Source organism: Kitasatospora sp. NPDC056651 (assembly GCF_042792155.1).
Taxonomy (GTDB): domain Bacteria; phylum Actinomycetota; class Actinomycetes; order Streptomycetales; family Streptomycetaceae; genus Kitasatospora.
Window position 1 is genome coordinate 1 of the sequence record NZ_JBHTWX010000005.1, and the last position, 24,578, is coordinate 24,578.

Here is a 24,578-nt window from a genome sequence, read left to right on the forward strand (position 1 = left end):
CCGCTGCGCCTTCTTGAGCCTCTTCTCCGCCCGGCGAAGGAAGCGCGGGCTTTCGATCTTCGTGCCGTCGGACAGGATTGCGAAGTGGGTCAGGCCCAGGTCGATGCCGACCACGCTGTCCGTACCCGGCAGCGCCTCGGGGTCGGTCTCGACCACGAACGAGGCGAAGTAGCGGCCCGCGCTGTCCTTGACCACGGTCACCGTGGACGGGGTCAAAGGCAGGGAACGGGACCACTTCACGGCCACGTCACCGACCTTTGGAAGCCGGAGCTTTCCCCCGGTTGTGATCTTCCACCCGGCGTTCGCGGTGAAGCGGATCGCCTGCCGGGTGTCCCTCTTGGACTTGAAGCGGGGTGCGCCCATGCGCGGGCGCTTGCCCTTGAGGCCGTCGAAGAAGTTCCGGTAGGCGGTGTCCAGGTCCCGGAGGGACTGTTGCAACACGACCGATGACACCTCGGCGAGCCATGCCCGCTCGGGGGTCTTCTTCGCGGCGGTGAGCTGCTTGGACAGCTCACCCGACGCAACGAACGGCAGCCCGGCGGCGCGGGCGGTCTCACGGACGCGGAGCGCGTCGTTGAAGACGACCCGAGCACACCCGAACGCCCTCGCCAACGCCATGCGCTGACCGGTGCTCGGGTACACGCGGAAGCTGTACCGAAGCTGCATGTCAACCACTATACCCTTTGGTTTATGTCACCACGATGGAACCAAAATCCCGATGTCCGCACAGGACGTCACGTCATCCACGACTTGCATGTCCACTTGGTTTTTGTCACGAAGTATCGACGCGAGGCAATGACCGACGCCATGCTGACGCGATGCGAAGAGATCATGCGGGAGGTATGCGCCGACTTCGAAGCCGAGCTGAAGCAGTTCAACGGCGAGGACGACCACGTGCACCTCCTGGTGCACTATCCGCCGAAGGTCCAGCTCTCCAAGCTGGTCAACTCCCTCAAGGGCGTCTCGGCCCGGCTGCTGCGCAAGGAGTACGACACGCACGTGCGCCGGTACCTGTGGGGCGGACACTTCTGGTCCGGCTCCTACTTCGCCGGGAGCTGCGGCGGCGCACCGCTGACCGTGGTCAAGCAGTACATCGAGAACCAGAAGCGACCCGTCTGATCGTTACCCCGAGACGCAGCGAACTCCGGCGCTCCGCGCCTCCGGCCCAAGGATGGCCCTCACCCCCGCCCTGAAGGGCGGAGCACTGGCCAAGATCAGAGGTAGAAGGCCTTCTGGACGTCCGGCGAGGCCGCGTTGAGCTCGTCGAGGAAGAGGCAGTACGGCTCGTCGCGGGCGATCTGCTCGGGCGGGCAGAACCGGGAGCGGCCCTCGGGGGTGAGCTGCGGGACGCCGATCAGGTCCTCCGGGGCGAGCTGGGTGCCGACCAGGCTCACGCACTCCAGGCCGAGCGACTCGGCGAACGCCCTGACCAGGGAGGACTTCCCGATCCCGGGGGCGCCCCAGAGGAACACCGGACGGACGGTGGCCAGGCCGAGCAGCAGCTCGGGGATCTGGGCGGGCGAGACGCTGACTGCTCCCTGCACGGGGCTCCTTCGCGGCGACGGTGCGTGACCGGCCCAGTGTGCGCCGCGAGTTGGCCGGGCGCATCAGCTTTTCCGGCGGCCCGGGCCGGCATCCGCCGGCTCCGGTCACGCCCCTGCCAGCAGACGCCAGTCAGCCGCAGCCTCCGACGCCTCGAACCCGCCGCCGGCCGTCACCAGACAGCGCCCCCTTGCCGAGGGCCGCGAGCCGATGGCGCTCCTCGACTCCTGCCTGGCGGATCAGGTGGCCTTCTGCCCTGTCGCTCGGTCGGTTCGCCCAGGGGCGGCGGCTCTGGCGAATCGCGAGTGGCCGCCGGTGGAAGCCGCATCCGCATCCGCATCCGTCCGGTGTTCGGCTGTACCCCGGCCGGCTACGCCTCCACACCGGAACGCCCCTCTGCGGCGCCGCTCCTGTTGACGGAGTGGTGTCACAGAGGGGCGGAGGTGGGCTTGGTCAGGCCCTGCACATGACCAGGGCGCGGCTCTGGCCGATGTGGGAGCGGGTTGTCCAGGAGTTGGCGTTCTGCGGGTCGGGGGCGTCCAGCTCGATCTCGTCGTCGATGGCGCCGAAGCCGTCGAGGCCCAGACGGCTGTCCCGTCCGCCGCCTGCGATCTGTGTGCCCTGGGGGCAAGTGGCGCGGGCCACCTGGCCCTTCTGGGACCAGTCGGAGGCGACGACGGTGGGCACGGGCGCGCCCTGGGCGCACATGGCAAAGGCGCGGGTCTGGCCGCTCTTGGCCTGGACCATCCAGGTGTTGGCGCTGTCGGGGGCGGGCCCGTTGGCCTCGACGCCGTCGCTGAGCGCGCCGGTGAAGTTGGTTCCGATGCGGGCGTCCTGGCCGCCGCCGACCAGGCCGTAGCCACTGGGGCAGGTGGCCTTGGCGATCCATCCGGCCTGGGACCAGTCGGAGGCGACGACGGTCAGCGCGGGGGCTCCGGCGGCGCACAGCGCCATCGCGCGGGCCTGACCCCTCTTGGCCTGCGCGGACCAGGTGTCGGAGACGGTCGCGTCGGGGGCGTTGAGTTCGATGTCGTCGTTGACGTCCCCGTTGATCAGTGTCTCCAGCCGGGTGTCCCGGCCGCCGCCGATCAGACGCTGGCCCGCCGGGCAGGTGGCCTTGGCGATCCATCCGGCCTGGGACCAGGCGGAGGGGACGACGGTGGGCACGGGCGCGCCCTGGGCACACACGGCGAAGGCGCGGGCCTGGCCCCTACTGGCCTGGACCATCCAGGTGTTGACGGTGCTCGGGTCGGGCCCGTTGGCCTCGACGCTGTCGACGACCGTCTTGAAGGTCGCGTTGGCATAGAGGTTGGCGTCCTGCCCGCCGCCGACCAGGCCGTAGCCGCTGGGACAGGTGGCCTTGGCGATCCACCCGTCCTGCGACCAGGCGGAGGCCACGATCTTCACTGCCGGGGCGGGCTCGTCCACCGCCCCGGCGGACGGCCCTGCCACTAACACCGCGCCGGCTGCCAGCACCCCTGCGAGGGCGAGGCGGATCCCGTGCATCATTCGAGTCCCTTCACGTGCCACTGAAAACGACGGCCACCCTAGCCAGGGGATCTCGTCGGATGTGCGGTGCGGACCCCGCGCACTGGACCACGGCACGTTCAAACCACCTGTTCGGGTGAATGCCAGTCACCGTCACCGGACAGCGCCCCCTCGCCGAGGGCCGCGAGCCGATGCGGCCTCCGCTGAGGCGTCCGGCCCTCGGGGGTCGAGACCGGTGAGCTCGCATGTTGATGTGTCGCGTATTCGCTGGGATTTGCACGGCATCGGTCATGGTGAGTAGCTGGTTCAGGGTGGTTCTCCGCGGGCCGGGTTGTTCATCGCGCGGCGACGGTGCCCGGCAGTTCGCGCCGGGTGCGCAGCGGTGAGAAGAAGACCGGTATCCACACCGTGGCGAGCCCGGCGGCCGCGACCCACAACGCGGTTCGGACGGAGGCGAGTTCGCCCAGCAGCCCGGCCAGGGCCGCACCGATCGCGAGTGAGCCCGTCAGCAGGACGCGCATGGTGGCGTTCATCCGGCCGAGCAGGTGGTCCGGGGTGACGCTCTGACGGAAGCTGACCGTGATCACGTTGTCGACGCCGACCTTGCACGTGATGATCAGCCAGGCGCCCGTGGCGAGCCAGAGGGCCGGTCCGCGGGCGGTCAGCGCCGGCAGGGCGCCGAGGGGCGCGACGGCCAGGCCCATCGACCACAGCAGCCGTCCGGCGCCGAACCGGTGGGCCAGCCGTCGGGCCGACATCGAGCCGATGAGCACGCCGAGGCCACCGACGGCGAAGAACAGGCCGACGACCGCGCCGGAGAGGCCGAGTTCCCGGGCGAACAACACCGGCAGCATGGTCTGGCACAGCTGGATGGACAGGTTCGTCAGTGCTCCGGCGAGCGCGAGAGCCCGCAGGGTCGGGTCGCCGAGCACGAAGCGCAGGCCCTCGCGTATCTCGCGGCCGAGCCCCGCGTCGCGCCGCTCCCGCGGGCGCGGCTCCGGCCGGCGGATGCGCAGCAGGAGGACCGCCGACCACAGGTAGCCGGCCGCGTCGACCACGATCGCCGCCGGGGCGGACAGCAGGGCCGTCAGGAAGCCGCCCGCGCTGCGCCCGCCGATCTGGGTGAGGGCGTCCACCGTCACCAGGTGGGCGTTGGCCTGGGTGAGCCGGTGGCGTCCGACCAGGTAGGGCAGTTGGCTCAGGGTGGCGACGTCGAAGAAGACCGTGGCCACGCCCGTCAGCAGGACCACCAGGTAGAGCTGGTGGATCGTCAGGCAGTCGAGCGACCAGGCGACCGGCACCGACCCGAGGAGCGCGGCCCTGACCAGGTCGGCGGCGACCATCACGGGCCGCTTGCGCATCCGGTCCACCCAGGCCCCCGCCGGCAGGCCGATCAGCAGGAAGGCGAGGGTGCTCAGCGTCGCCAGCAGGCCGACCTGTCCGGGCGAGCTGTGCAGGGCCAGGACGGCGGTCAGCGGTATCGCCAGGGCGCTCACCGCGGTGCCGAGCTTGCTCACCGCGGCGGCGCCGACGAGCAGGCGGAAGCCCGGGTCCCGCAGGACCGGAGGAGACGGATCGGGGGTGGGCGCGGCCGTGTCCGGCCGGTGGGGAAGATCGGTGCTGGTCATGGGGTGAGGTTCCCGCCGCACCGGCCGGCGGGCGAGGAATTTAGGCTGTGCTGAATCCCGGGCCGCCGGCCGCGGGGGTCTTCCGCCGTCGAGGGGGCATCGTGCTGGATCTGGCGTTCTCCGTCCGCGACTTGGCCCGTACCCGGTTCGCCCTGTCGCCGCTGTGGGAGGTGGTGGCCAGTGTCCGGGTGCTGAAGCATCCGGCCGGGAACCCGCTGCACCGCCCGTGGAGCGGCGAGGCCGGACGCCGACTGGCGTCCTCGGGGCTGGACTGGCGCCTGCTCGCCGATCTGGTCCCGGATCCGCCCGGGTCGATCCCGATCTTCCTCGCACCGCCGCCGGCGGGCCCGGCCCGCGATCTGGACAGCGAGTTGGCCGTGCTGCGCGCCACGCCGGCCGAGCAGGTCCGCTCGGGCCTCGGCGCTCCGCACGCGCCGCGTTCGGAGCGCGTCGACCGGCTGCGCGACGATCCGCGCCGCGGCCTCGCCGAACTCGCCGACGTCATCGGGTCGTACTGGGATCTCGTGCTCGCGCCGTACTGGCCCCGCATGCGCTCGCTCCTGGAGGGGGACGTGCTGCACCGTGCCAGGCTGTTCGCCGAGCACGGAGCGGACCAACTGCTGGGCGACCTGGGGCCCGTCGTGACCTGGGACGACGACACCCTGCGCGTCGGGCACCGCTACGTACGCGGCAGCCGGCAACTCGGCGGGCGCGGCCTCCTCCTCGTGCCGTCGGTGTTCGTCTGGCCGCGGGTCTTCTCCGTCGTCAGCCCGAACTGGCAACCCACCCTGCGCTATCCGCCGCGCGGGGTGGCCGCGCTCTGGGAACGGCAGGTCGCCGTCCCGCAGGCCCTGGCCGCGGTCGTCGGCCGCTCCAGGGCCCGGCTGCTGGCCGACCTCGACACGCCCGCCTCGACGACCGAGCTGGCCCGTCGCACCGGGATCACCGCCGGCGGGGTCTCCCAGCACCTGACGGCCCTGCGCGCCGCCGGCCTGGTCGACGCCCACCGCAGCGGCCGGTACGTCCTGTACGTCCGCACCGAGGCGGCGGAGGTCCTGCTCGCCGCGGCGGACGCACGGCGCGACGATGCGTAAGTGCCGCCTTTCGTACCGGAGTTCTCCTCGATGAGGGCCGGCACGAGCACCCGGTTCGCGGGTGACCCGCCAGGGTCTCGGCGGTCTCGACGAGGACGCCTTCACCGGTTCCGTCTACCGGTCCCGGGCCGTCTCACGCTCCGTCCCACACCCCCAGACGCTTGAGTTGACGCTGCCGGAGCCGCTCCAAGGCTGCCGTGAGGCCGAAGATCAGCCCCGTGGTCAGCCCGCCGATCACGACGAACAGCGGGCTGTCGCCATCCTCGCCCGACACCAGCCACAGGAACAGCGTGAGGGGCGCGGCCACCCACAGACCGGCCTGGACCGGGTGCCGGCCCGCCCACTTCTGGAACCGCGTCGGACGCCGTTGCCCGCCCAGGGCCTTGTCGAGAGCCCAGAACCCATCAGCCAGTGACCGTTGCCTTGTCGCCATGGCAGAAGGACAGGGCCGCTGCGCGGCGGCCCCACGGCCGAGGTCGCGACGGCCGAGCGGCCCGCCGGCCGCCACCGCGCGCACCGACGTCGCGTCTCGGGTGATGCCGGGTCGATGATGTCGACAGTCCCAGAGGCCTCACCCCGACCGTCCGGGAGCCGCACGTACGCCTGTCACCCGTGGGTGAACTGCCGTACCTGTCCTGATGGGTGAACGTCGGGGCGGGCTCCCTGACAGCCAACCTGGTAATTCGATGGCACGAAACGCGCCCACCATCGACTCTGGTCACCGTGTCAGAACCCAAGCATCAGATCCGCGCCCTCCACACGGCCACCACCGTGACGGTCTACCAGGCATACGCACCGGAGATCGGCCTGCCCGCCGCCCTCGACGGCCGCTTTCCCGCGACCTGGCAGCGGGACCGGATGACGTGGATCAAGCCGTCGTTCCTCTGGATGATGTATCGCTGCGGATGGGCCGCCAAGGAAGGCCAGGAGACCGTCCTCGCGATCGAAATCACCCGGGAGGGCTTCGAATGGGCCTTAGGAAACGCCTGCCTGACCCACTACGAGCACGGGCTGCATCCCGACCGCGCCACCTGGAAGCGCCGGCTCAAGCGAGCCCTGGCCCGAGTCCAGTGGGACCCCGAACGCGACCTGCGCCTACAGCCGCTCGCTCACCGCTCCCTGCAACTCGGCCTCGCCGGCGAAGCCGCCGAGCGCTACGCGGAGGAGTGGATCGTCTCGATCAGCGACGTCACCACGCTCGCGCACACGATCCATGCCCACGTCAGGGACGGAGCTCTGGACACCGCCCGCCAACTCCTCCCCGCAGAACGCCCTTACCCGGCGAGCGACGGGCTTCTGGCTCATCTGCGCGGCTGAGTCGTGACCGACGATCCGGGACTGCGGACTCCTCGTTCCGGCACCGCCCGCCTGGGCAACTCGCGACGATCCAATACGCGATGCCATCAGCATTTCGAGCGGTGTCCGTCGAACGGGAGTCTCGATCGGATACTCGTGGTCCGCGCCGGGCTCGGGAACAGGGTCTCGTGGTACCTCGGAGGGTGTCTCGTGCAGCCGCCCACAACCCGGTCACGGCCGCGCGCGCGACCGCGCGGGAAGGATCGCAGGGCCGAGAACCCGAACGCGGACGCCACCGGGTCGAGCGGGGTGTGTATCGCGACACAGGCTGTGTCCCACAGCAGTCATGTCTCGTTCGGCAGAGCCTGGACACGGGCTCCTCCGGACCTCGCCCGCGCCGGGTTCATCGGGGTGGCTCAGGCTGGACGGGGAGCGATCGGCCGGGAACGATCGAGGAGTTCGCGGACGTGGGGGTTGCGCCGGTGCGGGCGGGTCGCCGAGAGCATCGCGCGGAAGCGGTCGTCGGCCCGGCCGGACTGGACGTGGGGGAAGTCGTCCAGAGCAAGGTTCCAGCCCTGCACGGCTTCCTCCAGGCGGCCGGCTTCGAGCTGCCACTCGGCGAGCATCGCGCGGTGGCGGACCCGGGCACGCCGGTACACCGCGGGTCGGACCTTCTCGGAGTGCTGGAGCGCGCGGATCGCTCCTTCACGGTCGCCGAGTTCGTAGTTGACCTGGGCGACGTGGTACGAGAGCGAGGCGGGGTCGTAGGAGCCGTGGGCTTTGGCCTTGGACTCGGCCTGTTCCATGGCGACTTCGGCTTCGTGGAGCTTGGCGAGCGCTCCCGCGCGGTCGCCGGTCTGGGCGAGGGCGTGGGCCTGCTGGCCGGCGAGGAAGGCACGCATCCGCGGTCCGGCCTCGGGCGAGGCGGCAGCGGCGGCGTTCGCGTACCGCAACGCAGGAGCGCCGTGGCCGAGTTCGACGGCCTGGACACTCATGCCGCGCAGGGTCGTGCAGTAGGTGAGGTGGTCGCCGGCGGCGAGGGCGAGCTCCAGCGCTTTGGTGTAGTAGGCCTGGCCGAGCAGGTCGAGGCGTTCGTCCACGGCCATGTAGCCGGTCAGGTAGAGGTGGTCGGCGGCGGCCGACAGCATCGCCTTGCGCACCTCGTCGTCGGCGGTGGCCTTCAGATGCGGCGCGATGTTGTTGACCATGAACGCGGCGGCCATCGGGCGGGCGGTCCGGCCGCCGAACTGGTCGTCCAGCTCGCTGATGCGTTCGGTCATGGCGATCACGGCCTCGACCTCGGCCATGCCGATCCTGGTGTGCGGATCGGCCTTCAGCCTCTCGAACCGCCCGATGACGTCCGGCCGGCCGGGGATGGTGAGGGCGACCGAGTACAGGCCGGCCCCGAGAACGCCCCTACGCGATGGGTCCATGTCCATAACCCCCAAATCGATCAACCCCGCCACCGTATCCGCGGACTGGGGCTGAACGTCAGGCTCATCGGCGAAGCCCGCCTCGAACGCGGTGACCGGCCGCCCCAGGCGGCGGGTCAGGGCCTCCAGGACCACCTTCCGGTACTTCGCCATGGGCCGGGTTCCCGAGAGCCAGTGCGAGACGGCGGACTCGTCGTACTTCAGCTTGTACCCGGCCTCGGTGCCGGCCCGGTCGACCGCGCGGGCGAACTCGCCGTTGCTCGCCCATCGGCACTCCGCGACCAGGGCGGAGAGCTTGCCGTTGGGTGTCCGTTCACGCGCTGCCATTGCCGCCCCCGCGTCAGGTTTCAAGGGTTTCAAGCACCCGGAGCGTCTCTACCGTGTTCACGGCGAGCACACACCTGTTGACTCTATGTCAGGCCGAACGAGAGCCCCACGAATCGGGGCTGCTTCGGCTCCACGATCGGCGGCACCGCCCACCTGCTCGTCCATTCCCAGGTGGCCGGTGCCGCTCTCCAGGCCAGTGCCGAAGGGTGCCCCACCGTGGTCGTGCATTCCCATGTCTTCTTCCTGACCAGAGATCCGGTCTCCGTGCCCGTCGCCCGCCGCAGGGTGAGGACCCGAGTCGTCGGCTGGGGCGTCCTGCTCGACGAGGACACCCGGCTCGCGTTGGACACGGTCACCTCCGAGTTGGTGACCAATGCCGTGCGGCATTCCGATCGGCCGATGCTCACCGTTGCCGTCCACGTGAGTGTCCGGCTGCGGCGGGCCCTGGTGGAGGTCTACGACGGGTCGACCGCGTTGCCCCAGCGACGCCAGGCCGGCACGGACGCGGAGAGCGGCCGAGGGCTGGAACTGGTCGAGCGCCTGGCTCTGGCGTACGGCGCGGAGCGGACCGAACGGGGCAAGCGGGTCTGGGCGGAGCTGGCCCTGCCCGAGCAGCCAGTGACTCGGCGCCAGGTCCTCGCCGGTCCGCGTCGCGCGGTCCGGGCCGTCCTTCGCGCGGTCCCGCGTCCCGGACGCTCTGCGATACGTCCGCCGTTCACGCCCGGCAGTACCCGCCCTCGCACCGCCGCCTGAACAGGCTCCGTCCGCACCACCCAGGGAAACCCGCTCCGAAGGGATCAGACCTGATGACCTGTGTGACCAGTACTGATGGGATCCTCGGCCGCCGCGGACTCCGCACCGGCATTGAGTGGTCCACGCCCGGAGCCGCCCGCGCCCGCGCCGCCCAGCTCATCGCCGAGCACCGCGCCCGCCGCAGCGGCCGGTACGTCCTGTACGTCCGCACCGAGGCGGCGGAGGTCCTGCTCACCGCGGCGGACGCACGGCGCGACGATGCGTAAGTGCCGCCTTTCGTACCGGAGTTCTCCTCGATGAGGGCCGGCACGAGCATCCGGTTCGCGGGTGACCCGCCAGGGTCTCGGCGGTCTCGACGAGGACGCCTTCGCCAGCTCCGTCTACCGGTCCCGGGCCGTCTCACGCTCCGTCCCACACCCCCAGACGCTTGAGCCGACGCTGCCGGAGCCGCTCCAAGGCTGCCGTGAGGCCGAAGATCAGCCCCGTGGTCAGCCCGCCGATCACGACGAACAGCGGGCTGTCGCCATCCTCGCCCGACACCAGCCACAGGAACAGCGTGAGGGGCGCGGCCACCCACAGACCGGCCTGGACCGGGTGCCGGCCCGCCCACTTCTGGAACCTGGTCGGACGCCGTTGCCCGCCCAGGGCCTTGTCGAGAGCCCAGAACCCATCAGCCAGAGACCGCTGCCATGTCGCCATGTCAGAAGGATAGGGCCGGCTACCGGGTGACCCAGATCGCCATGGCTCCGCATACGACGAGGGAGACGAAGACCTGCGCCATCATCGCCGGAGGCCACGTGTACTCCTCCGACTCGCCCCTCTGCTTCGCCTCCAGCAATCGCCGCGCGAACTTCCTGCGGTGGCCGATCATTCCCACCGGGAAGGCCACGATCGCGAACGAGTACATGGCGAGCACCGCGGCGAGGTCCATGTGCTTCCCGTAGTAACTGCCGACGCCGAAGACCACCATCGCGGCCGGCGCCAGCGCCATACGGATCCGGTACGAGGGGGTGGGCATTCCCGGCACCAGGACCGCCCAGAACACCGCCGTCGCCAGGATCGCGAGCCACCACCACGACACGGCGCCAAGCCCCAACGGATACACCGCACACCCCCTCGTCCAGGCTGCGGGGCCTGCGTCGAACGCGGGCTCCGGAGCACTGTTCCGTCACGGCCATTCGAACACGGCCGATCACCCACAGCCTAGCGGTGACCCGGTCAGTCGTTCGAGAACCAGCCGACGATCGACGAGACCGCACTGCGCACAGCCCTCACCAGCCTCTCACCGACCTTCACGGTCGCCTTCCCCGCGATGTTCGCCCGGTCCGGGTCCTGACCCGCGGTGGGCTTGACCGCGGGTCCAACTTCGGGGTGAGCAGGGAACGTAGAGCGATTCCACCCCGACGACCAGGCCGTTCGACACCCACGACCCGATGAGCAGCGCCCGCCCGGCCACGGCCGCGCGTCCGGGATCACAGGGCCGAGAACCCGAACGCGGCCGCCACCGGGTCGAGCGGGGTGTAGTAGCCGGTGGAGAAGCACACCGTCGGGGTCGACGTGCCGCCGCACGCGACCTTGGTGTCGGTGTTCCCGGCGATGATGACGCCGGCCGGTGCCATGGAGTCGCCCTGCGGATTGGCCACGACCGGTCCCCCGCTGTCGCCCTGGGCGACGGCGACGCCCCCGCCGCGGGACCTCACCTCGGTGGCGCCGGTGCGCCCGGAGGGGGAGTGGACGCCGACGCGGGTGACCTCCAGCTCGCAGTGGAAGCCCGACGTGGCACCGCTGAAGCAGGCGGACTGGCCGGGGTCGAGGCGGGCCGGCCCGTACAGCGGACGGGAGTCGCCGCTGTTCCAGGGACCGCTGTAGAAGCGGGCGGCGGTGTCCTGGCCGGTGGTGACGACGGCGACGTCCAGGCCGCTGTCGTGGGCGGTGACCTCCCCCACGACGCGCTGCCCGTTGTAGACGTTCCCGCTGGTCTGGCAGTGGGCGGCGGTCAGCAGGACGCGCTTGCCGTTCACCCACCCGGGCAAGCCGGTGGAGCAGCGGGAGTTGTCGGCGAGGGTGAGGTCCGCTCCGGCGTACCAGGGCGCGGCGTCGCTGGTACGGCTGCCCTTGGTGGGTGTCTCGGGGGATCCGGCCCGCGCGTGGACGGGGACGCCGGCGAGGTGCCCGGCCCTGGTCTCGTAGTCGCGGGCCGGGGCGTCGGCGGGGGCGATGCGTCTGGTCGACGCGGGCCGGTAGGTGAGCAGGAGGCCGCTGCCGTCGTTGGCGGGTGAGAGCGACGACCATTCGGCGGGGTCGTTGCCGACCGCCGAGACGAACCTGCTGATGGCCTGGTCCATTTCGAGGCGCGAGTAGGCGGCCGGGTGGTAGCGGACGTCGTAGTCGGGGGCCGGGCGGGCGGGCTCGTGGCGGGCCTGTTCGCGGGTGCGGGCGCGCCAGGCGTCGACGGCCTCGGTGATCCGGGCGGGTACGGGGCCCTTCCAGTAGAGGTCGAGGCAGTTCTCGTCGCCGTGGAACACGATCGAGGCGAAGCCGTCTTTGGGCACCTGCCCGGTGTCCACCAGGTGGTGGACCTCCTCGGCGATCGGCCGCAGGTGCGTCTCGTGGTACTCCCGGCTCAGCAGGATCGCCGGGGCCATCCGGGTCTCCTCGGCCTCCCCCTGGCCGCCGCGGGCGACGGCGACGGACGCGGCGCCCAGGACCAGGACCACTGCCGTGTACAGGAGTTTCGACCCTCGCATGCGGACACCATAGGGTCACCGGATCCGGTACGCGGAGTTGTCGGATCGTATGCGCCGCCGAGACAGCGAGTGCGTTGCCGCTGCCGTCCACTCCCCCGCCGGCCCCGCCGCCGCGACCGGGACCAGGCCCCCGGAGTCACGGAGTCAGGGCAGGAACACGGGAAGCAGCGGGTGGGTGGTGGCGAGGAGGAGCAGGCCGAGGGAGGCCGTGGAGAAGGGGACGATGCGTCGGGGGCTGATCAGGAGGAAGGCGCCGTGGACGAGGACGGCGAGGGTGAGTGTGGCGGGGGCCGGGAGGAGGCCGAGGGCGGCGAGGCCGAGGGTGACTTCGGTGGTGGCGGTCGCGATGGCGGCGGCGCGGCACAGGCGGTGCAGGGGCGGCCGGGTGAGCATGGTGCTGAGCGTGCCGAGGCTGGGCCAGGCGGGGAAGTCGCGGTTTCCGGCGGCGGCCTGGACGGCGTTGTAGGCGAGGTTGTCGATCAGGACGCCGCCGGTGATGAAGTGGGCCGAGCGGAGTTTGCGGATGCCGGCCACGAGGTAGAGCTGCGCGGCGCAGAAGGAGGCGAGCAGGCCGGCGGCGGCGGGACCTGACCCGGGCAGGGCCAGCAGGCCGAGGGCGGTGGTGAGTTCGGCGACGCAGACGGTGGTGAAGCGGCAGCCGCTGTGCCGGCGTTCGATGAGGACCAGCGTCAGGAGGAGGCCGCAGCCGATGCCGTAGGCGGCCGTCGAGGCGGGGCCTGGGGCGGCCCGGCGGAAGCCGATGGTGGCCGCCAGCGCCGCGGCGCCGGTGAGCACGTTCAGGGCGAGGCGGCGTTGGACGGCGAGTTCGGCGGGCGTGGTCCAGCCGCGGCCCAGGCGGTAGGCGCGGCCCTCGGGGTAGCGGCGGGCGATGGTGCGGCCGTCGGCGAGGGTGAGGGCGGCCTGCCAGGTGACGGCGAGGAGAAGGAGCAGTGCGGCGGCGGTCTGGGTGGTGGTCACGGTGCCTCGCGCAGGGCTTGGGCGAGGGCGCACAGTTGCTGTCCGGCGGGCAGCCGGGCCAGGCGCAGCTTGCCGGTGGCGGGGTCGTAGTGGACGTGCCAGCCGCCGTCGGAGCCGATGATCAGGCCGGTGAGCGGGGTGTCGAGGTCGGCGTGGGCGAGCAGGCGGCGCAGTTCGGGGATGTTGAGGTAGTGGCTGCCCGGGGCCAGGTGGAGCTGTTCGATGGCGATCGGGTGCGGGTGGCCTTCGTGCCGGATCCAGAGGAAGCCCTTGGAGGAGCCGGAGTACATGCCCCAGGAGAAGAGGCGGTGCGGCGAGGTCCACGCACCCCAGACGACGAGGACCGCCAGCGCGATCAGCGCGGCGGCGGCCAGGACGGTTCCGGCCCAGGCAGGCATGGCGGGTGCCGCCGGTTCAGCGGGTGTGCCGGTAGACCGACACGTGGTAGGCGCAGCCGTCCGTGAACGGTGTTCCGCTCCAGCTGCCGTAGCGCTCGCGCAGCTCCAGGCCGGCCTGGTGGGCCATCAGGTCGAGTTCGCCGGTGCCCGCGTAGCGGAAGGTGACGTCGAGGTCCACCGTTCGGCTCCCGTCTCCGGGGGTGATGCGGTAGTGGGAGTGGTAGCGCTGGGCGGCCCGGTCGAAGCTTCGGCGGAGCACGACCCGGTCGCCGTCGGCCGTCGGGATGACCTGGCCGTCCGGCTCCTGCGGTGCGGCGACCAGGACTTCGGGGACGAACGCGTCCAGGACGAACAGCCCGTGTTCGCCGGTGAGTTGTGCGGCGGCGTGGAAGCACCGCAGCTGGTCGGCCTGGGTGTCGAGTTCGAAGAGGGTCCCGGCGACGAGGTAGACCAGGTCGTAGGGGTGCCCCGTGAGCGGGGGGCGGGTGAAGTCGGCGATGGTGACCGGGATGCGGTCGCCGCCGGGCTTGGCCGCGAGGAGGGCCGCCATCTCGGGCGAGGCGTCGATGCCTTCGACCCGTACGCCGCACCGCGACAGCGGCAGGGCCACGCGTCCGGTGCCCACGCCGAGTTCCAGCGCGCTGCCGGAGCCGGCGAGGCGGGCGAGGAGGGCGACGGTGTCGGAGGTCACGGACGGTTTGCCGAACCAGGTGTCGTAGCGGTCGGCGAAGTGCCGGGCGTACGGGGCCGCCGTCGGGGGGCGGGTGGCGGGAGCTGACACGGTCGGTCTCCGTTCCTCAGGTCAGCCCAGCGGGTGCGGGGGCTGCGGTCGGGCCGAGGCGGCGTGGGGTGGTTCGTCCACGGGCAGCCGGCGGGCGCCGGGGGCCACCACGCGCACCACCGCCGTCCCGTCGTCGTCCAACCCCGGTGCGGTGGTGGGGACTTCGACCACGTCCTCGCCGGTGTGCCCGGCGAGCAGGCGGGGCAGCTCCGGCACCTCCGGCGCCTCTGGCGCCTCTGGCGGCGGCGCGGACGGCATCCGCCATGCGCTCTCGACGGCTCCGCCCAGCAGGTGGGCCAGGCTGTCCTGGCGGTGGAACGTGTGCAGCGCGTGCTCCAGTGGGCCGCGGGGCCGGTGCCCCGGGTCCGCGCGCAGCCGCGCCCAGACGATGCGGGCGCTCGTGGTCCCCATGCTCCAGCGCACCATCAGCGCCTCCTGGACGGCGGACGCCGCAGCCGCGGCGAGAGCGCCGTCGGCGGCGCGAGCACCATCGGTGGCACGGGCACCATCGGTGGCACGGGCACCATCGGTGGCACGGGCACCGAAGCTCTGCCGGGCTCCGTCGACGTCGGACAGGCAGGCCACCACGCACGCGGTCCCCGCCGGGCCCGGCAGCACCACACAACGCTCCCGGAGCCCCAGGGCGTCCAGGACCCGCCGCAACGGCGCGCCGAGCGGCGCCGGTCCGCACGGCACGAGGCGCGGCCCGTCGGCGTACCAGGCGTGCCACAGCAGGTCCCGCTCCAGGATCTCCAGCAGGGCGTGCCGGCGTGCCGCGGCGTCGGTCCGGTGCGCGGCGAGTCCGGTCGAGCCGGGGCACAGCGGCGCCGCGCCACCGGCGGGCGGGCAGTACGCCAGGTACACCGCCCACGCCGGGACGAGCAGGCGCCCGGCGCCGGTCAGCGAGGCCCCCTCCACCCACGCCACCTCCATCTCCCGTACGTCCGCAGCCTGTTGGAGGTCCGGCCAGGCCCGCGGGTCCAGGGCGGGCCGACCCGCCCGGCGCAGGGCGGCGTACGAGGCGACGACGGCCCGCCGCACGGCCCGGTGCCCGGCCAGGACGTTGTGCATCCGCTCCAGCAGCTCGCCCGCGGCGCGCCGGGCGACGTCCTCGCGCTCGGTCCCGGCGGCCGACCCGATGAGCACCCGCTGCCCGCCGGCCGCGTCGTTGGCCGCGAAGACGGGGCTGCGCGCGGCGGCCCTGCCGATCAGGAAGTCCGGCGCCTCGGGGAACAGTCCACGGACCTGCACCGGCCAGGCCGTGTCGGCGTCGGCGCTCACACCGCTGCCCCGCCGGCGAGGACCGCCTCGGCCTGCCGCAGCAGTTCCCCGCCCGCCGGGGTCAGCCCGTCGGCGTGCCGGCGCAGGGAAGCGGCCCCGTCCCGGCCCTGGTCGAGCAGGACGGCGTGGCGGGCGCGCACCGGCGGTCCGTCCGGAAGCCTCCGGTACAGCAGCACGAGCCGGGCGAGCACCACCACCTGCTGGAACAGGCCGGCCAGCGGCCGCGGGTCGGCGCGCAGCGGGGTGTGCAGCAGCACGTCCGCGTCGGACGGCCGCAGGAACGGGGTGCCCGCGGCGGCCGAGTTGCACCGGTTGTGGGTGCCCTCGTGGACCAGCGCCTCGGCCAGCCGGACCGGCCCCGGCAGTCCGCTCTCGTGGTCGTCGGTGAGCCGCCGGTGGTTGACGAAGGCGGTGCCGTGCACGGTGAAGTCGGTGAATCCGTCGATGCCCTCGCCGTTCAGGACGGCGACCTGACGCAGGGTGACGCCGAGTTCGGCCAGCATCGACGGCCACGCCCGCTCCAGCACCCGGCGGCAGTCGGCGAAGACCGCGCGCTGCTCGGCGCTCCAGTCGCCCACCTCGGCGGCGGGCCCGGCCCCGGCGCGGTCGGCGCGCTCGGGGATCTGGCGCAGGGCCCGTCGGACGCTCGCCGTCAGGTGGTCCTCCGCCGGTGGTGCCAGGTCCACGGCCCAGCCCGCGGTCGCGGCCGTGGCCCGGGCCCGTTCGGCACTGGACCGGGCGCGGGCGACGACGCCGCGCACCAGCCGTTCGTCCTGTTCCCGCTCAGCGGGATCGGAGGGCTTCCCGCGTTTGCGCTGCAGGCGGTGCGCCGCGGCGTGTAGTCCGGGATAGCGCAGGTCCTGCGGCCGCCACGACTCCTCCGCGCACCCCGCGGCCGTCAGGCAGCCGGTCACCAGGCCGTCCAGGTGCTCCTCGTCCTCGGCGGCCCGCTCGGCGTCCGGTTCCACGCGCACTGCCGCCTCCCTGCTCTCCTGCTCTGGTCGGCACTCCGGTGCTCCGGCTGGCACTCCGGCCCCCGGGGACCGGGGCGGACACAGCGGTCCGCCCCGGTCGTGGGTCACGTCCCGTCACTTCGGAACGTCGACCATCAGGGCGAAGTCGGGCAGTTCCTCTTCGTCCACGACCTCGACCTCGACCTCTTCCGGCTCGCGCGTTTCTTCCATCACGCACTCCCTCTCGGTCGGCGCCCACGCCCTGGTCGGCAAGGGCGCTCACGGACCACGCTAGGACGTCCAGTCGTGGGCGACCCGCCGGCCGGCGCAACCCCCGGCACGCCCACGGCCGTCCAGGGCCGCCGCTACTGCCGGGGCCCCGGATCACGGGACTACTCCGAACGAGTGGTCCCGCTCGCCGCCTGGTCGAGGCGGCTCGACGCGGTCACGCGGTCACGCGGGCGGGCGGCCCCGGAAGCGGGGGCTCAGCCGAAGGCGACGTCGGCGGTGAGGGAGGAGTTGGCGATGGGCGGCGCGCCGAAGAGGACGTCGACGCAGTTGTCGACGATCGGCTGGTCGCTGTCGATGTTCAGGAGCGAGGTCAGGGCCTCCCCGGCGAGACGGGGGGAGGTGGCGGTGACGGTGCCGGTCAGGGTGCCGGCGCCGTCGACCTGGGTGAGGGCGAGGCCGGTGACGGTGCTGCTGCTGCGGGTGCCGTCGGCCAGGTTCCAGAGGAAGGCGGCCGAGGCGCCGGGCGTCATGGTGGCGGGGAGCAGGGGGTTGCAGCTGAGGGAGCCGAAGTGGAGGGTCGTGGTGACCGTGCCGCCCGTGATGGCCGTGCCGCCGCTCTGCGAGTCCGTGCACCCGCTGACGGTGCCGGTGATGGCGACGGTGGTGGCCTGGGCGGTGGCGGACAGCGGTGGGCTGAAGGCGACGGCCGCGTTCGTCAGGCAGTTGAGGGTCTCCGGCACTGCGGCCTGGACCGTGGCGGCGGGCAGGGCCGACGCGCACAGGGCGGTGAGAGCGGCCAGGGCGGTGGTGGCGGTGCGGCGTACGAGCACGGGTGGTTCCCCTCTTCCGGAGCTGCGGCCGCGAGGCCGCTCGTCGTGGCGATGCCCCGGATCCTCCCCGGCCGCGGGGGCGCCGCCCCGGCGGCCCCCGCCCGCCTCCCCACCCGATCGGCCCCCTGCTCTCCTGCCCCGGCCACCGCACCGTCGCCGCCACCGGCGAGCCCCCGCTCGCCCGTGGTCCCCCGCCACGTCGCCCGCGCACACGCCGCCCTCCGGTGCGGACGCCCCGCGAGGCGCCCGCACCGGACGGCCGGACGTCGCTCAGCCGACCCGCAGCAGGACCTTCGCGCCGATGCCGGCGCGCAGCGAGTGGAGCGCGTCGACGATGCCGTCCAACGACGCCTCCCGCACCCAGCCGGTGGTGTCGTACACGCCGTCGGCCATGGCCGCGATGACGGCGTCGAACTCCTCGGGCCGGTACCCGACCGCACCGACGATCTCCGTCTCGGCCATCATCAGCCGCGTGGGCTGGAACCGCATCGGCTGCTCGTGCAGCGCGGTCACCACCAGCCGGCCGCCGGGGACGAGGGCCGCCAAGGCGGAGTCGACCGCCGCTCCCGCGCCCGCGGCGTCCACCGCCACGTCCACGCCCCGGCCGTCGGTGAGCGCGGCGACGGCGCCGGCGAGGTCCTCGTTCAGCGGGTCGACGACCCGCGCGCCCAGGCCCGCCATGATCGCCCGGCGGTCCGCGCTCGGCTCCGACACCAGCACCCGCTCCACACCGCGGGCCCTGAGCGCGAACCAGGCGCCGATCCCGATCGGTCCGGCCCCCGCGACCAGCGCCGCGCCGCCCGCCTCGACGCCGCTGCGCGCGACGGCGTGCCAGCCCACCGCCATCGGCTCGACGAGGGCGCCCAGCCGCAGGTCCACGCCCTCCGGCAGCACGTGCAGCAGCGACGCGTCGAACGTGGAGAACTCGGCCAGGCCGCCGCCCTCCACGTTCGATCCGAGCGACCCCATCAGCCGGCAGGAGAAGGGCAGCACCCTGTGGCACGCCGCGCACTCGCCGCAGGAGACCGCCAGCGGGTAGACCGCGCCGCGGTCGCCGACCCGCACGTCCGTCACGCCCTCGCCGACCTCGACGACGGTGCCGGAGAACTCGTGGCCGAGGATCTGCGGCAGGGTGGCACCGGTCAGCGGGTGCGGCTCGTCCAGGCCGAACGGCAGCGACTCGGGATGGAAGAAGAAGTGGAGGTCGGAGCCGCAGATGCCGGCGAACGCGTTGCGCAGCTTCACCTGCCCGGGCCCGGGGCCGGGCTCCGGCACCTCCTCGATGCGGAGGTCTTCCTTGCCGTGGAACCGTGCTGCCTTCATGCTTCGCCTTTCCGGGGTTTTCCGGGACTTTTCCGTGACTTTCCGAGCCGGCCGGGATCGCCGGCCGTCCCATCGTCGTGGGCCCCGCAGGCCCCGGACCACCGCCGGACGCGGCGGAATCCGAGGGCCCCGCCCGCCATTCGCGCGCCCGAACCCGCACACGGCCCCGCCTCCTCGACGCACGACCCCGCCGTCGGAGGACGCGGCGGTAGGGTCGCGGCGTACGTGAGGGAGCGAAGATGCACGAACTCGTCGGCCGGATCGGCGCACTGGACCCACGAGCGGCCGAGGTCCTCAAGGCGGTCTCCTACTTCGACACGCTGATCACCGCGGACGTCGGCCTGGACGGGCTCCTGCGCGGAGCCGCCGCCCTGTCCGGCACCGTCGCCGGTGCCGAACGGCACGGCCGCACCAGCCGGCGCGACCCGGACGGCCGGCTCCTGGACGGCACCACCGGCCGGGAGCCCCGCTCCCCCGTCCAGCCCTGTGCGGGCGGCAGCGTCTGGCTGGAACGGGACGGGGCCGCACACGCCGCCGACGCGATCATCGTCGAGCGCCTCGCCTTCGCGGTCGGGCTTCTCGACCGGCGCCGCGACCCGGGCGGCGCCCTGGCGATCGGCATCGACGCGGCCCGCACGCTCGACGACCGCACGACCGCCCTGGCCCGGCTGCGCCTCGCTCCGGGCGCCCGGATCCGGCTGATCGCGACTGCCGTAGACGCGCAGGTCCCTGGCAGACCCACCGCGGTCCTGCCGACCCGCTACGGCATCCTGCGCGCGACCCTCGACACGACGGGAACCCCGCCGCTCACGGGCCGGGCCGGCCTGGGCCCGTGGGTACGGGCCGACCGGGCGCCCGCGTCGTGGGACGGCGCCGTGATCGCCCTGCGGCTGACCGCGCCGTCCACCCCCACCGTCGACGCGACGGACCTCGGCGCCATGCTCGTGCTCGCCCAGGCCCACGACCCCCACGCCCCGCACGACGACGTCCGGGCCCTGCTGCGCCTCGACGCCCGCTCGGCCGCGGTCCTGCGCGTGCTCGTGGAGTCGGACAGCGTCCGCGCCGCCGCGGCGGAACTCGGCATGCATCACTCCACCCTCCAGGCCCGGCACGAGGCGCTGACGCGCGACCTCGGCTACGACCCGCGCACGACCACCGGCCGGATGCGCTACATCGCGGCCGCCCTCCTCCAGCGCCTCACCGACCCGGTCCCGCAACCGCCTTCGGCCCCGGGACCGGTCCGGCCGGGCTGAGCCCGCGTCCGCTCCACCGCCAGGCGGCGCCGTTCCCGAGCCCGCGTACCCGGTCCGACCGCAGCCCGACCGCAGTCCACGAGGACGGCGAGGCCCCCTGTTCCCCCACGACCGGGTGGCCGACCTGGTCCGTGTGCGCACCGGGAACGGCCGTCGGCCGGACGGGTGGCAGGCAGGGGGTGGACGAGGTGTGGGCGGACGGCAGTAGGGTGCGGCGCTGACGGGTTGACCGAGTGTCAGCAGACGAGCAGAGAGGCGCGAGGAACTCGGCGTGACGTACGGAGATCAGAGGCCCTTCCCGCAGAGCCCCTACCGGCAGGATCCCCACCAGTGGCCGCGACCGGCCGCAGCTCCGCTGTGGCAGCGGTTCCGGGGCGAGGAGTGGCCCACCCTGCGGGAGTTGCTGGCCCCCGTACGGCGGGTGGCACGCTGGTGGGCCCTGGTGCCGCTGCTGTTCTGCCTGTGGCCGTTCCTGGTGTTCCTGGCGCTCTATCCGATGGCCAGGTCGGCACGGCGGCTGGCGCGACGGGTGTTCATCGTGCCCGGGCCCCGGGGGATCACCGACGAGGTGGTGCTGCGGGTGCAACGGATACGGGGGTGGCTGGCGCTCGGGGCGGCGGTCGTGGTGCTGCTCGTGTACGGGACGGCGGACGACTGGGACCAGCTCGACCAGCAGTTCGAGACCCGGCTGACGGTCACGCCGTTGCTGGTGCTGGTGACCGCGCCGGTGGTGGTCGGGGTGCTGTTCCGGCTCGCCGGGCCGGCCGCGCGACCGGCCATGCGGGCGCAGGTGCGGCCGGCGGTCCTGATGGCCTCGCAGTTCCTGGGCGCGTGCGCGGCGGTGCCGGTGCTGCTGTGGTTCGCCGGTCAGGCGCAGGGGTCGGTCCAGGGGCTGTTCCTCGGGCCGCTGTTCAACCTGCTGGTCCTGGCGTTGCCGATCTGGGTGCTGATGTTCGTGGCCTTCGCCTCGCCGACGGTGGTTCGCACGGCCTTCACCATGGACCGGGTGCACCCGGTGTTCCCGCCCGTCCTGACCGGCGTCCTGGTCTGGGAACTCGCCGTGACCGGGCTGGTGTTCGGCGGCCTGCCGCCCGGCCCGCCGCCCGTCCAGCTGGCCGCCGTGGTCGGCGGGCCCGCGACGGTGACCGCGGTGGCGTGGTGGGAGGTGCACCGGCTCCGGACGCGCTTCGGGGTCTCCCTGCGCGGGCGGGCGACGGCCGGGAGCGGACGGTAGCGGGCCGTAGCGGGGCCGGCGGCGGTCGCGGGCCGGGCACGCCCCGGAGATCGGGCGGACAATCGAAGGCATGGGCGGAGCGGACCGGTTCGACACCCTCGGTGACATGTACGAGGAGATGTTCCTCCTGCCCTGGCGCAGAGACCTGGAGTCGTTCAGCGTGTTCGCCGCGCTGGGAGCGGTCGCCGGCCGGAGCGTCCTGGACCTCGGGTGCGGGACGGGCCTGTACAGCCGGGAGCTCAGGCGACGCGGCGCGGCGAGGGCGGTCGGGTACGACGTCTCCGGCGGCATGCTCGACATCGCGCGGCGGGCCGAACGCGCCGAGCCGCTGGGCATCGAGTACACCGAGCGTGGCGACCTCCTCGGCGACGGCGGCTTCGACGCGTGCGTGGCCGTGTACGTCCTGCCGTACGCGGAGGACTACGGAGCACTGCTGTCGCTGTGCGCGCTGGCGTCACGGGCCCTCCGCCCGGGAGGCCGGTTCGTCACCCTGCCGGTGAACCCGGACTTCCACGGCGACCGCGCCTACTACGAGCGCTACGGCCTGCGCCTGGTGGAGACCGAGTCGCGCCACGACGCCTCGCGGGTGACGCTTGAACTGTGCTTCGGCCGCTACGACGAACGGGTCACCGCACGGTACTGGAGCCGGGACACGCTGGAACGGGCGCTGCGCGAGGCGGGCTTCGCCTCGATCTCCTGGCCCGCCTTCCGGGTGTCCGGGGAAGGGACCGCCCGCCACGGCGAGGACTTCTGGCGGCCGTACCTCACCTGCCCCCACGCGGCGATCATCAGCTGCACCAGAACCTGACCCCGGAGAACCCGACCCCCGGAGCCCGATCCCAGAGACACCACCATGGCGACCACACCACGGGTCCACCGCCGCCCCGGGCCGATCGAGGCGGGATTCCCGCCGTCCCCCGCGGAGGTCGACCCCGCGCAGTGGGACCGGCTGATCGGCCCGGACAACTTCTACAACAGCAGCGCCTGGGTGCGCGCGCTGGAACTCGCCCACGGCGACACCGGTGCGCTCACCGCCGCCTCCGGCGGCCGGCTGCTGGGCGCCTTGTCCGTCTGGCCCGGCGAGAACGACGAACCCGGGCTGTTTCATCTGCCCACGCTGTTCCCGGACCTGGCGGGCGCCCGGTCCGCGCGATGGCTGTGGCTGGGAGCCCGGCGCTCCACCTACAACGAACTGGTCCGCACCCGCGGTGAGGACCGCGACCGCGTCCTGGAGGTCCTGCTGGAAGGGGCGCTGCGGCTGGCGCGCGACGGCGGCCTCACCGGCGTGGTCATGCCCTACCTGGCCGCCGACGACGCCCGGGAGATCAGCCGGAGGCACCCCCGGGCCTGCGTCCTGCTGCACGACGCGGACGCCAACGTCGCCGTCCCGGCCGGCGGCTGGGACGAACAGTTGGCGCGGATGAGCCAGCCCGACCGCACCCACCGCCGGGCCGAACGCCGCGCCTGCGAGCGCGGCGGCACGGCCGTGGTGTGGCGGCCCCTCGCCCACGGCGACGTGGCCCGGCAGGCCGCGGCCCTGGTGACGCAGACCCGTGCCCGGCACGGCGGCACCGCCGACCCCGCCTGGATGCTCCGCTCCTTCGCGGCCCAGGCCGCGACGGGAGTGCTGGGCCGGGCCATCGGCTGCTTCGCGGTCCGCGACGGCCGCCCCGTCGCCGTGAACGTCTGCTACACCCACCACGACCGGCTCTACGGCCGCTACTTCGGCTTCGACTACCGCGCCGCCCAGCCCCAGAGCGAGTACTTCATGCTCTGCTACCAGGCCCCCGTCGACTACGCGGCCGCCGGCGGCTTCCACCGCTACCGCCTGGCCGTCTCCGCCTGGCAGATCAAGATCCGGCAGGGCGCCGTGCTCTCCCCGCTCGCCGCCGTCGTCCTGCCCCTGCACGGGCGGCTCTGCGACCGGCGGACGGCGGCCCGGCACAACGCCCGGACCGCCCGGCTCTGGACCGGCCGGTGCGCCGCCCGCCCCTGGGCCCTGGCACCCGAGTGGAACGACTGGGCCCAGGACGGCCCCGGCGCGCCCGCGGCCGGCTGACCACCACCGACATCGGAAGCCGACACCGGAAGGAGACCCGCCGTGCTGCACCTGGTCTACCTGATCCAGCCCACGCCTGCCGCGGAGACGGACCCGCACGCCTTCTGGGACTGGGTCCGCGCCCGCGAGTCCTGGTACTACGACGGACTCGACACCGTCCTGCGCACCCGGTGGGCGGTACGCACCGTCGGCGCCCACGTCCACACCATCGAACACACCGTCAGCTTCGCCGACGAAGCCGGCTGGGGCCGCTACCGCCGCCAGGTCGCCGACCGCGGCCGCGACCCCGCCTGGGAACGCCGCCGCACCGAACAGACCCGCTGGTGGACCCTGCTGGACGCCACCCTGCTCAGCGACCCCCCGGTCCCCCTCGGCTTCGACCGCACCCCCGCACCGGGACGCACCCCGTGACCGGCCCCGACGAACTCCTCCGCCGCAGCGGGCACTTGCTCGCCCATGCCCGGTTCATGACCCTGGCCACCACCGACGGCACCGAACCGTGGGCCTCCACCGTCAACTTCGTGCCGCTGCGCACCCCCGGCGCCCCCTTGCGGCTGCTCTACTACTCGCTGCGCACCGCCCTGCACTCCCGCAACGTCGGCCACCACCCCCGCGTCGCGGGCTCGCTCTACCTGACCGGCCTGCCCGGACTCGGCCTGGACGGCGCCCAGTTCACCGGCACCTGCCGCGCCACCGACGACCGGGGCGTGGCCGAACACCACCGGCTCTACTACGAGTCGAACTTCCCCGACCCCGCCGTACGAAGCGAATGGCTCCTGCCCGAATCCGACTTCCGGGGCCCGGGGCCCCGCCGCTTCTACACCGTCGAGGTCGACCGCTGGTGGCTGCTGGACGTCGACCGCTGGCTCCTCGACAAGCACGACCAGCGCATCGAGGTCCCCCTCCACGCCCTCACCGAGCCGGGCTGACCGCAGGCCGTGCGGCCGGA

General features: G+C 73.2%; 26 protein-coding genes and 1 pseudogene. 11 read left to right on the top strand and 16 right to left on the bottom strand.

Annotation, left to right across the window (positions count from 1 at the left end; all coding sequences use genetic code 11):
* Positions 1–666 (bottom strand): RNA-guided endonuclease InsQ/TnpB family protein (locus tag ACFRAR_RS04010; RefSeq protein ID WP_380694498.1); only part of this gene is annotated, 666 nt, incomplete at its 3' end.
* 24 nt (positions 667–690) lie between these two features.
* Between ACFRAR_RS04010 and tnpA the strand changes: the two genes are divergently transcribed.
* Positions 691–1,119, top strand: a complete 429-nt coding sequence (gene tnpA, locus ACFRAR_RS04015; RefSeq protein ID WP_380694500.1) for an IS200/IS605 family transposase — start codon at positions 691–693, stop codon at positions 1,117–1,119.
* A 101-nt stretch (positions 1,120–1,220) separates the two neighbouring features.
* On the opposite strand, the pseudogene ACFRAR_RS04020 reads toward tnpA, so the two are convergent.
* The 3 genes and pseudogenes from ACFRAR_RS04020 to ACFRAR_RS04030 all read right to left on the bottom strand — a co-directional run.
* Positions 1,221–1,544, bottom strand: a pseudogene (locus ACFRAR_RS04020) (AAA family ATPase); the annotation flags it as partial.
* 451 nt (positions 1,545–1,995) lie between these two features.
* Entirely contained in the window at positions 1,996–3,051 is a 1,056-nt protein-coding gene (locus tag ACFRAR_RS04025; protein WP_380694502.1) for a hypothetical protein, read from the bottom strand.
* 314 nt (positions 3,052–3,365) lie between these two features.
* Positions 3,366–4,658 carry an MFS transporter gene (locus ACFRAR_RS04030; RefSeq protein WP_380694504.1) on the bottom strand — a complete coding sequence of 431 codons (1,293 nt, stop codon included), beginning with the start codon at positions 4,656–4,658 and terminating at the stop codon, positions 3,366–3,368.
* A 101-nt stretch (positions 4,659–4,759) separates the two neighbouring features.
* Between ACFRAR_RS04030 and ACFRAR_RS04035 the strand changes: the two genes are divergently transcribed.
* Complete coding sequence (locus ACFRAR_RS04035; protein WP_380694506.1) at positions 4,760–5,752, top strand: DUF5937 family protein; 993 nt, start codon at positions 4,760–4,762, stop codon at positions 5,750–5,752.
* Positions 5,753–5,885: 133 nt separating this feature from the next.
* On the opposite strand, the gene ACFRAR_RS04040 is transcribed toward ACFRAR_RS04035, so the two are convergent.
* Positions 5,886–6,185: a DUF6404 family protein gene (locus ACFRAR_RS04040; protein ID WP_380694508.1), complete on the bottom strand. Its 300-nt coding sequence runs from the start codon at positions 6,183–6,185 to the stop codon at positions 5,886–5,888.
* Between the two features lie 290 nt (positions 6,186–6,475).
* Here ACFRAR_RS04040 and ACFRAR_RS04045 point away from each other — a divergent pair, with 290 nt between their 5' ends.
* Entirely contained in the window at positions 6,476–7,069 is a 594-nt protein-coding gene (locus ACFRAR_RS04045) for a DUF4291 domain-containing protein (RefSeq protein ID WP_380694510.1), read from the top strand.
* Between the two features lie 395 nt (positions 7,070–7,464).
* Here the strand turns inward: ACFRAR_RS04045 and ACFRAR_RS04050 are convergent, their stop codons facing one another.
* Positions 7,465–8,808 (bottom strand): tetratricopeptide repeat protein, encoded by a 1,344-nt coding sequence (locus ACFRAR_RS04050; protein WP_380694512.1) that lies wholly within the window; start codon positions 8,806–8,808, stop codon positions 7,465–7,467.
* Between the two features lie 216 nt (positions 8,809–9,024).
* Here ACFRAR_RS04050 and ACFRAR_RS04055 point away from each other — a divergent pair, with 216 nt between their 5' ends.
* Entirely contained in the window at positions 9,025–9,561 is a 537-nt protein-coding gene (locus ACFRAR_RS04055; RefSeq protein ID WP_380694514.1) for an ATP-binding protein, read from the top strand.
* A gap of 62 nt (positions 9,562–9,623) precedes the next feature.
* The gene (locus ACFRAR_RS04060) at positions 9,624–9,827 is read left to right on the top strand and encodes a hypothetical protein (protein WP_380694516.1); all 204 of its coding nucleotides are present in this window, start codon (positions 9,624–9,626) and stop codon (positions 9,825–9,827) included.
* Between the two features lie 133 nt (positions 9,828–9,960).
* Here ACFRAR_RS04060 and ACFRAR_RS04065 read toward each other — a convergent pair whose 3' ends face one another.
* The 10 genes from ACFRAR_RS04065 to ACFRAR_RS04110 all read right to left on the bottom strand — a co-directional run bounded on the left by ACFRAR_RS04065 (position 9,961) and on the right by ACFRAR_RS04110 (position 19,083).
* A complete protein-coding gene (locus ACFRAR_RS04065; RefSeq protein ID WP_380694518.1) occupies positions 9,961–10,260 on the bottom strand; it encodes a DUF6404 family protein in 300 nt (99 codons plus the stop codon).
* A gap of 19 nt (positions 10,261–10,279) precedes the next feature.
* On the bottom strand, positions 10,280–10,666 hold the full coding sequence (locus ACFRAR_RS04070) for a hypothetical protein (protein ID WP_380694520.1): 387 nt from the start codon (positions 10,664–10,666) through the stop codon (positions 10,280–10,282).
* 367 nt (positions 10,667–11,033) lie between these two features.
* Positions 11,034–12,308, bottom strand: coding sequence for a trypsin-like serine protease (locus ACFRAR_RS04075; RefSeq protein WP_380694522.1), 1,275 nt, complete (start codon positions 12,306–12,308; stop codon positions 11,034–11,036).
* 144 nt (positions 12,309–12,452) lie between these two features.
* The gene (locus ACFRAR_RS04080; protein ID WP_380694524.1) at positions 12,453–13,286 is read right to left on the bottom strand and encodes a hypothetical protein; all 834 of its coding nucleotides are present in this window, start codon (positions 13,284–13,286) and stop codon (positions 12,453–12,455) included.
* Positions 13,283–13,684, bottom strand: coding sequence for a hypothetical protein (locus ACFRAR_RS04085; protein WP_380694526.1), 402 nt, complete (start codon positions 13,682–13,684; stop codon positions 13,283–13,285). Before ACFRAR_RS04085 ends, ACFRAR_RS04080 begins: the two co-directional genes overlap by 4 nt.
* Before the next feature lie 16 nt (positions 13,685–13,700).
* A complete protein-coding gene (locus tag ACFRAR_RS04090) occupies positions 13,701–14,465 on the bottom strand; it encodes a class I SAM-dependent DNA methyltransferase (protein WP_380694528.1) in 765 nt (254 codons plus the stop codon).
* Positions 14,466–14,486: 21 nt separating this feature from the next.
* Positions 14,487–15,746: a YcaO-like family protein gene (locus ACFRAR_RS04095; protein WP_380694530.1), complete on the bottom strand. Its 1,260-nt coding sequence runs from the start codon at positions 15,744–15,746 to the stop codon at positions 14,487–14,489.
* Positions 15,743–16,720 carry an aKG-HExxH-type peptide beta-hydroxylase gene (locus tag ACFRAR_RS04100; protein WP_380694532.1) on the bottom strand — a complete coding sequence of 326 codons (978 nt, stop codon included), beginning with the start codon at positions 16,718–16,720 and terminating at the stop codon, positions 15,743–15,745. The genes ACFRAR_RS04095 and ACFRAR_RS04100 overlap by 4 nt, the downstream gene beginning before the upstream one ends.
* Positions 16,721–17,184: 464 nt before the next feature.
* A complete protein-coding gene (locus ACFRAR_RS04105; RefSeq protein ID WP_380694534.1) occupies positions 17,185–17,760 on the bottom strand; it encodes a hypothetical protein in 576 nt (191 codons plus the stop codon).
* Positions 17,761–18,030: 270 nt separating this feature from the next.
* Positions 18,031–19,083, bottom strand: coding sequence for a zinc-binding dehydrogenase (locus tag ACFRAR_RS04110; protein ID WP_380694536.1), 1,053 nt, complete (start codon positions 19,081–19,083; stop codon positions 18,031–18,033).
* A 239-nt stretch (positions 19,084–19,322) separates the two neighbouring features.
* Between ACFRAR_RS04110 and ACFRAR_RS04115 the strand changes: the two genes are divergently transcribed.
* The 6 genes from ACFRAR_RS04115 to ACFRAR_RS04140 all read left to right on the top strand — a co-directional run bounded on the left by ACFRAR_RS04115 (position 19,323) and on the right by ACFRAR_RS04140 (position 24,558).
* The gene (locus tag ACFRAR_RS04115) at positions 19,323–20,336 is read left to right on the top strand and encodes a hypothetical protein (RefSeq protein ID WP_380694538.1); all 1,014 of its coding nucleotides are present in this window, start codon (positions 19,323–19,325) and stop codon (positions 20,334–20,336) included.
* A 271-nt stretch (positions 20,337–20,607) separates the two neighbouring features.
* Positions 20,608–21,570: a hypothetical protein gene (locus ACFRAR_RS04120; RefSeq protein WP_380694540.1), complete on the top strand. Its 963-nt coding sequence runs from the start codon at positions 20,608–20,610 to the stop codon at positions 21,568–21,570.
* Between the two features lie 70 nt (positions 21,571–21,640).
* Positions 21,641–22,378 carry a class I SAM-dependent methyltransferase gene (locus tag ACFRAR_RS04125; RefSeq protein WP_380694542.1) on the top strand — a complete coding sequence of 246 codons (738 nt, stop codon included), beginning with the start codon at positions 21,641–21,643 and terminating at the stop codon, positions 22,376–22,378.
* 45 nt (positions 22,379–22,423) lie between these two features.
* Positions 22,424–23,629 (top strand): GNAT family N-acetyltransferase, encoded by a 1,206-nt coding sequence (locus ACFRAR_RS04130; RefSeq protein WP_380694544.1) that lies wholly within the window; start codon positions 22,424–22,426, stop codon positions 23,627–23,629.
* A gap of 42 nt (positions 23,630–23,671) precedes the next feature.
* Positions 23,672–24,040, top strand: coding sequence for a hypothetical protein (locus ACFRAR_RS04135; RefSeq protein ID WP_380694546.1), 369 nt, complete (start codon positions 23,672–23,674; stop codon positions 24,038–24,040).
* Positions 24,037–24,558: a pyridoxamine 5'-phosphate oxidase family protein gene (locus ACFRAR_RS04140; protein ID WP_380694548.1), complete on the top strand. Its 522-nt coding sequence runs from the start codon at positions 24,037–24,039 to the stop codon at positions 24,556–24,558. Before ACFRAR_RS04135 ends, ACFRAR_RS04140 begins: the two co-directional genes overlap by 4 nt.
* Positions 24,559–24,578 lie beyond the last annotated feature (20 nt).

Coding starts and splice junctions, on each gene's coding strand:
- tnpA (WP_380694500.1), top strand. CDS start 691: ATGTCACCACGATGGAACCAAAATCCCGATGTCCGCACAGGACGTCAC.
- ACFRAR_RS04025 (WP_380694502.1), bottom strand. CDS start 3,051: ATGATGCACGGGATCCGCCTCGCCCTCGCAGGGGTGCTGGCAGCCGGC.
- ACFRAR_RS04030 (WP_380694504.1), bottom strand. CDS start 4,658: ATGACCAGCACCGATCTTCCCCACCGGCCGGACACGGCCGCGCCCACC.
- ACFRAR_RS04040 (WP_380694508.1), bottom strand. CDS start 6,185: ATGGCGACAAGGCAACGGTCACTGGCTGATGGGTTCTGGGCTCTCGAC.
- ACFRAR_RS04050 (WP_380694512.1), bottom strand. CDS start 8,808: ATGGCAGCGCGTGAACGGACACCCAACGGCAAGCTCTCCGCCCTGGTC.
- ACFRAR_RS04065 (WP_380694518.1), bottom strand. CDS start 10,260: ATGGCGACATGGCAGCGGTCTCTGGCTGATGGGTTCTGGGCTCTCGAC.
- ACFRAR_RS04075 (WP_380694522.1), bottom strand. CDS start 12,308: ATGCGAGGGTCGAAACTCCTGTACACGGCAGTGGTCCTGGTCCTGGGC.
- ACFRAR_RS04085 (WP_380694526.1), bottom strand. CDS start 13,684: ATGCCTGCCTGGGCCGGAACCGTCCTGGCCGCCGCCGCGCTGATCGCG.
- ACFRAR_RS04110 (WP_380694536.1), bottom strand. CDS start 19,083: ATGAAGGCAGCACGGTTCCACGGCAAGGAAGACCTCCGCATCGAGGAG.
- ACFRAR_RS04115 (WP_380694538.1), top strand. CDS start 19,323: ATGCACGAACTCGTCGGCCGGATCGGCGCACTGGACCCACGAGCGGCC.
- ACFRAR_RS04125 (WP_380694542.1), top strand. CDS start 21,641: ATGGGCGGAGCGGACCGGTTCGACACCCTCGGTGACATGTACGAGGAG.
- ACFRAR_RS04130 (WP_380694544.1), top strand. CDS start 22,424: ATGGCGACCACACCACGGGTCCACCGCCGCCCCGGGCCGATCGAGGCG.